Annotated in this window: 4 protein-coding genes; 2 read left to right on the plus strand and 2 right to left on the minus strand. The window is 61.9% G+C overall.

Annotated elements, in window-relative coordinates; all coding sequences use genetic code 11:
• Positions 1 to 89: 89 nt before the first annotated feature.
• Together ACTD9P_RS29250 and ACTD9P_RS29255 are read right to left on the minus strand one after the other, a co-directional pair.
• Positions 90 to 1,268 (minus strand): AAA family ATPase, encoded by a 1,179-nt coding sequence (locus ACTD9P_RS29250; protein ID WP_438870367.1) that lies wholly within the window; start codon positions 1,266 to 1,268, stop codon positions 90 to 92.
• Between the two features lie 68 nt (positions 1,269 to 1,336).
• Entirely contained in the window at positions 1,337 to 2,281 is a 945-nt protein-coding gene (locus tag ACTD9P_RS29255; RefSeq protein WP_438870368.1) for a GlxA family transcriptional regulator, read from the minus strand.
• Positions 2,282 to 2,475: 194 nt separating this feature from the next.
• Here ACTD9P_RS29255 and ACTD9P_RS29260 point away from each other — a divergent pair, with 194 nt between their 5' ends.
• Entirely contained in the window at positions 2,476 to 3,420 is a 945-nt protein-coding gene (locus ACTD9P_RS29260; RefSeq protein WP_056857774.1) for a choline ABC transporter substrate-binding protein, read from the plus strand.
• Positions 3,421 to 3,497: 77 nt separating this feature from the next.
• A complete protein-coding gene (gene cdhC, locus ACTD9P_RS29265) occupies positions 3,498 to 4,385 on the plus strand; it encodes a 3-dehydrocarnitine:acetyl-CoA trimethylamine transferase CdhC (RefSeq protein WP_017139368.1) in 888 nt (295 codons plus the stop codon).
• The last annotated feature ends 87 nt before the right edge of the window (positions 4,386 to 4,472 follow it).

Consider the following 4,472-nt stretch of genomic DNA (forward strand, 5'->3'; position numbering starts at 1 on the left):
CGCGAAGGCGGTGTATCAGTAGGCATATCTGTTACTGACACACCGCCTTCGCGAGCAAGCCCGCTCCCACATTTGGTTTGTGTTGTCCTTTAGTGAGTTGTACGGCGCTTGTGCAGCAGCCAATCCCCGAATGACTTGTCTTCCAGGGCATACCCGCCACGGCTCGACTTCCACACCAGCTCCTTGTCGCGCAGCGCATCAATGCACGCCTGAATGGTCTGGGTGCCCGGCACCACATCGCTTCCCATGTCCTCCAGTGCCTTGCTGACCGCCGTGAGTGTGCTATCGGTAAACGGCGCAAAAGGCTCGTTGTTCTGCGAACGCTCCACCATCACCTCCAACACAGCACGCTGGGGAATGGTGAGGTTGTTCCACGCGCTCTCAAACTCGGTCCACACGCCGGCACGCAGCAGTTCGGCGCGGCTGTGCAGCAGTTGGCCCAGGTTGCTCGCCTCGCCCAACTCCAACGCCACTTCACCGATGATGGTACGCAGCATCTCTGGGCGGCGCCCCACCAGTTCAAAGGCTTCGTCGATGTCCGCAGCGTTGAACTGATTGGTGCTGGCCAAATGGGCGTTGAGGTGCACGGTGTAGGCCTGGGTAAACTCTTTACCGAGCAAGGGAAACGGCGTGATGCTGGAGCCGAAGAATGGCTGGCTTTTACCGAGGACCAAATGCGCGAGCTTGTCGCGATTGGAGCCGGTGAACACCAGGCGCAAGCCACTGCCCTCCTCGTCACGGCCCTGGTTTAGCTGGTCTCGGGCAGCTTTCAACGCGAACATCGCATTGATGCCGGACTCGGTGGTCAGTGCGTGCTGCGCTTCATCAATCACCAGCACGACGGGTTTTTCGGCAGCGCTGTGGAGCAACTCCAACGCTTGAGTCAGCGTCGCACCCACCGGCAATTGTGGCTTGCTGAAGTCCCAGGAAAGGGTACGCAGGAAGCTTAGCTTCTCGATTCCAATGTTCTTGGCCAGCTTGCGAATACCCTTTTCATAGGGCACCAGAGCCGCGGCGATAGCGCTGGCGATCAACTCCGCCGGATCTTTCTCTTTGTCAGCCCAGAGATCCACGTAAACCGCCAGCCAACCCCGCAGTTGACACTCCGGGATCAGGTCTTCGCGCAAAAAGGTGCTTTTGCCGGTGCGTCGAGGTGCTGCGAGGAACAGGCCTGAGGTGAAATCCTGAATCCCGGCGCCGACCAAGCCATCAGCAATGCTGCGAGCCAGCGTCGGGCGGCGAAACACAAAGCCGCTGTGCTTGGACATGGTTTTATACTCAATTATTGGAACAGCTATAAATTATAGTCGCGAGTATAATTGACTATAATTGCTCGTCAAACCACTTCCCGTCGCCGGTCCTCTCTCGGGCACTTGGCAAACCGCGCCCGGTAGCTGCGCGTGAAGTACGACGGCGACTCAAACCCGCACGCAATGCTCACTTCCAGCACGCTCATGTCGCTCTGGCGCAATAGCTGCCGGGCTTTTTCCAGGCGCAGGCCGAGGTAGAAGTTGCTCGGGGTGTCGTTCAGGTGCAGACGGAACAGCCGCTCAAGCTGGCGCCGCGTGACCTTGATGGCCTCGGCCAACGCCAGCGTGCTCAGCGGCGGCTCGCTGTGTTGTTCCATCTCGCCGATCACCTGCACCAGCTTCTTGTTGTTGATGCCGTAGCGCGTGGCGATCTGCATGCGCTGGTGGTCTTTGCGTGGGCGGATGCGCCCGAGTACGAATTGCTCGGACACCTGGATCGCCAGGTCCGGGCCGTGGGCCTGGGCGATCAGGTCGAGCATCAGGTCGATGGAGGCGGTGCCGCCCGCGCAGGTGATGCGCCGGCGGTCGATTTCAAACAGCTCCTGGGTCACGCTGAGCTGCGGATAGGATTCCTTGAAGGCGTCGATGGCCTCCCAGTGCAGGGTGAGGCGGTGGCCGTCGAGCAAGCCAGCCTCAGCCAGCACACAGGCGCCGGTGTCGATGGCACCGAGGGTGACGCCATCGTGGTCGAGGCGGCGCAGCCAGTGTTCCAGCGCGGGCGTGGTGAACTTCAAGGGTTCGAAGCCGGCGACCACCATCAGCGTCGCGCCTTTTTTCAGCGGCTCCAGTGCGGCGTCGGCGTTCACCGACATGCCATTGCTCGCCAGCACCGCGCCGCCATCGGCACTCAACACGTGCCAGCGGTACAGCTCGCCGCGAAAGCGGTTGGCCACGCGCAGCGGTTCCAGCGCGGAGATAAAGCCGATGGCCGAGAAACCCGGCATCAGCAAGAAGTAGAAATCCTGGGACATGGTGGCGCTCTCGTAGGACGGGCAGCGTGCTCACTGTGATACGCCAGTTCAATCGGCCATTCAAGAGCACAGGTCGCTGCAGTGCAAGAGCTGGTCGCCGCCGTGCGTTTTGTCGCCCCAGAAGGTACGTAACTTGGCTGCACGGCGCACAAAGACGCCGGACCCCACAATAACGACCTGCCGAGGGATCCACCATGAACCGACTGATCAGCCGCTGCGTGCTTGCACTCAGCGCCAGCGCCATCTTGAGCACTAATGTACTGGCAGCGGATGCCGCTTCTTGCCAAAACGTGCGCATGGGCGTGGTGAACTGGACCGACGTAATCGCCACCAGCGCCATGACCCAAGTGTTGCTCGACGGCCTCGGCTACAAGACCAAACAAACCAGCGCCTCCCAGCAAATCATCTTCGCCGGTATCCGCGACCAGCGCCTGGACATGTTCCTGGGCTACTGGAACCCGCTGATGACCCAGACCATCACGCCGTTTGTCGACGCCAAGCAAGTCAAAGTCCTCGACAAACCCAGCCTGGAAGATGCGCGCGCCACCCTCGCCGTGCCGACTTACCTGGCGGATAAAGGCCTGAAAACCTTCGCCGACATCGCCAAATTTGAAAAAGAACTGGGCGGCAAGATCTACGGCATCGAGCCAGGCTCGGGCGCCAACACCCAGATCAAGGCGATGATCGCCAAGAACCAGTTCGGCCTCGGCAAGTTCCAGTTGGTGGAGTCCAGTGAAGCCGGGATGCTCGCCGCCGTCGACCGCGCCGTGCGCCGCAAGGAGGCCGTGGTGTTCTTCGGCTGGGCGCCGCACCCAATGAACGTCAACGTGGCGATGACTTACCTCACCGGCAGCGACGACGCCCTGGGCCCGAACGAAGGCATGGCCACGGTGTGGAGCGTCACTTCGCCGACCTACGCCGAGCAGTGCCCCAACGTACACAAACTGCTGACCAACCTGACCTTCACCGCCGCCGACGAGAGCCGAATGATGCAGCCGTTGCTGGATCACAAGGACGCCCTCGAGTCTGCCAGGCAGTGGCTCAAGGATCACCCGCAAGACCAGCAGCGCTGGCTCGAAGGCGTGACCACCTTCGACGGCAAACCGGCCGCAGCCAACCTGCAACTGACCAGCAAATAACCTGATTCGCATCACCGTATCGCAGCCGCTGTTGGCTGCGAACGGCATCACTACGCCCGCCTGTAAGGAACCGCCTCATGAACCACGACGTCATCATCACCTGCGCACTCACCGGTGCTGGCGACACGACCAGCCGCAGCCCGCACGTGCCGGTCACTCCCAAACAAATCGCCGCAGCCGCGGTGGAAGCCGCCAAGGCCGGTGCCACCGTGGTGCATTGCCATGTGCGTGACCCGCAAACCGGCAAGTTCAGCCGCGATGTGGCGCTGTACCGCGAAGTGATGGAGCGCATCCGCGAGGCCGACATCGACATCATCGTCAACCTCACCGCCGGTATGGGCGGCGACCTGGAAATCGGCGGCGGCGAGAACCCGATGGAGTTCGGCCCCAACACCGACCTGGTCGGCCCGCTGACGCGCCTGGCCCACGTCGAGGAGCTGCTGCCGGAGATCTGCACCCTGGACTGCGGCACGCTCAACTTCGGCGATGGCGACACCATTTACGTGTCCACCCCGGCGCAGCTGCGGGCGGGCGCCAAGCGCATTCAAGAGCTGGGCGTAAAGGCCGAGCTGGAAATTTTCGACACCGGCCACCTGTGGTTTGCCAAGCAGATGATCAAGGAAGGCTTGCTCGATAACCCGCTGTTCCAGCTGTGCCTGGGCATCCCATGGGGCGCACCGGCCGACACCACCACCATGAAAGCCATGGTCGACAACCTGCCTGCCGACGCCGTGTGGGCCGGTTTCGGTATCGGCCGCATGCAAATGCCCATGGCGGCGCAAGCGGTGCTGCTGGGCGGCAACGTGCGGGTCGGCCTGGAAGACAACCTGTGGCTGGACAAAGGCGTGCTCGCCACCAATGGCCAGCTTGTGGAACGGGCGAGTGAAATCCTCAGCCGCCTGGGCGCCCGGGTCATGACTCCGGCGGAAGGCCGAATCAAGATGGGCCTGACCAAGCGCGGCTAACCCCCTGCCGAAACCGGATCAAAAATGTGGGAGCGGGCTTGCTCGCGAATGCGGTCAATCAGCCACCGAATGCATCAACTGACACAC

It is taken from the genome of Pseudomonas onubensis (genome assembly GCF_965653655.1).
In the GTDB taxonomy this organism is placed as follows: domain Bacteria; phylum Pseudomonadota; class Gammaproteobacteria; order Pseudomonadales; family Pseudomonadaceae; genus Aquipseudomonas.

Excerpts from the sequence above, each read along its gene's own strand:
- ACTD9P_RS29260 (WP_056857774.1), top strand. The coding sequence starts at position 2,476 with ATGAACCGACTGATCAGCCGCTGCGTGCTTGCACTCAGCGCCAGCGCC.
- cdhC (WP_017139368.1), top strand. The coding sequence starts at position 3,498 with ATGAACCACGACGTCATCATCACCTGCGCACTCACCGGTGCTGGCGAC.
- ACTD9P_RS29255 (WP_438870368.1), bottom strand. The coding sequence starts at position 2,281 with ATGTCCCAGGATTTCTACTTCTTGCTGATGCCGGGTTTCTCGGCCATC.
- ACTD9P_RS29250 (WP_438870367.1), bottom strand. The coding sequence starts at position 1,268 with ATGTCCAAGCACAGCGGCTTTGTGTTTCGCCGCCCGACGCTGGCTCGC.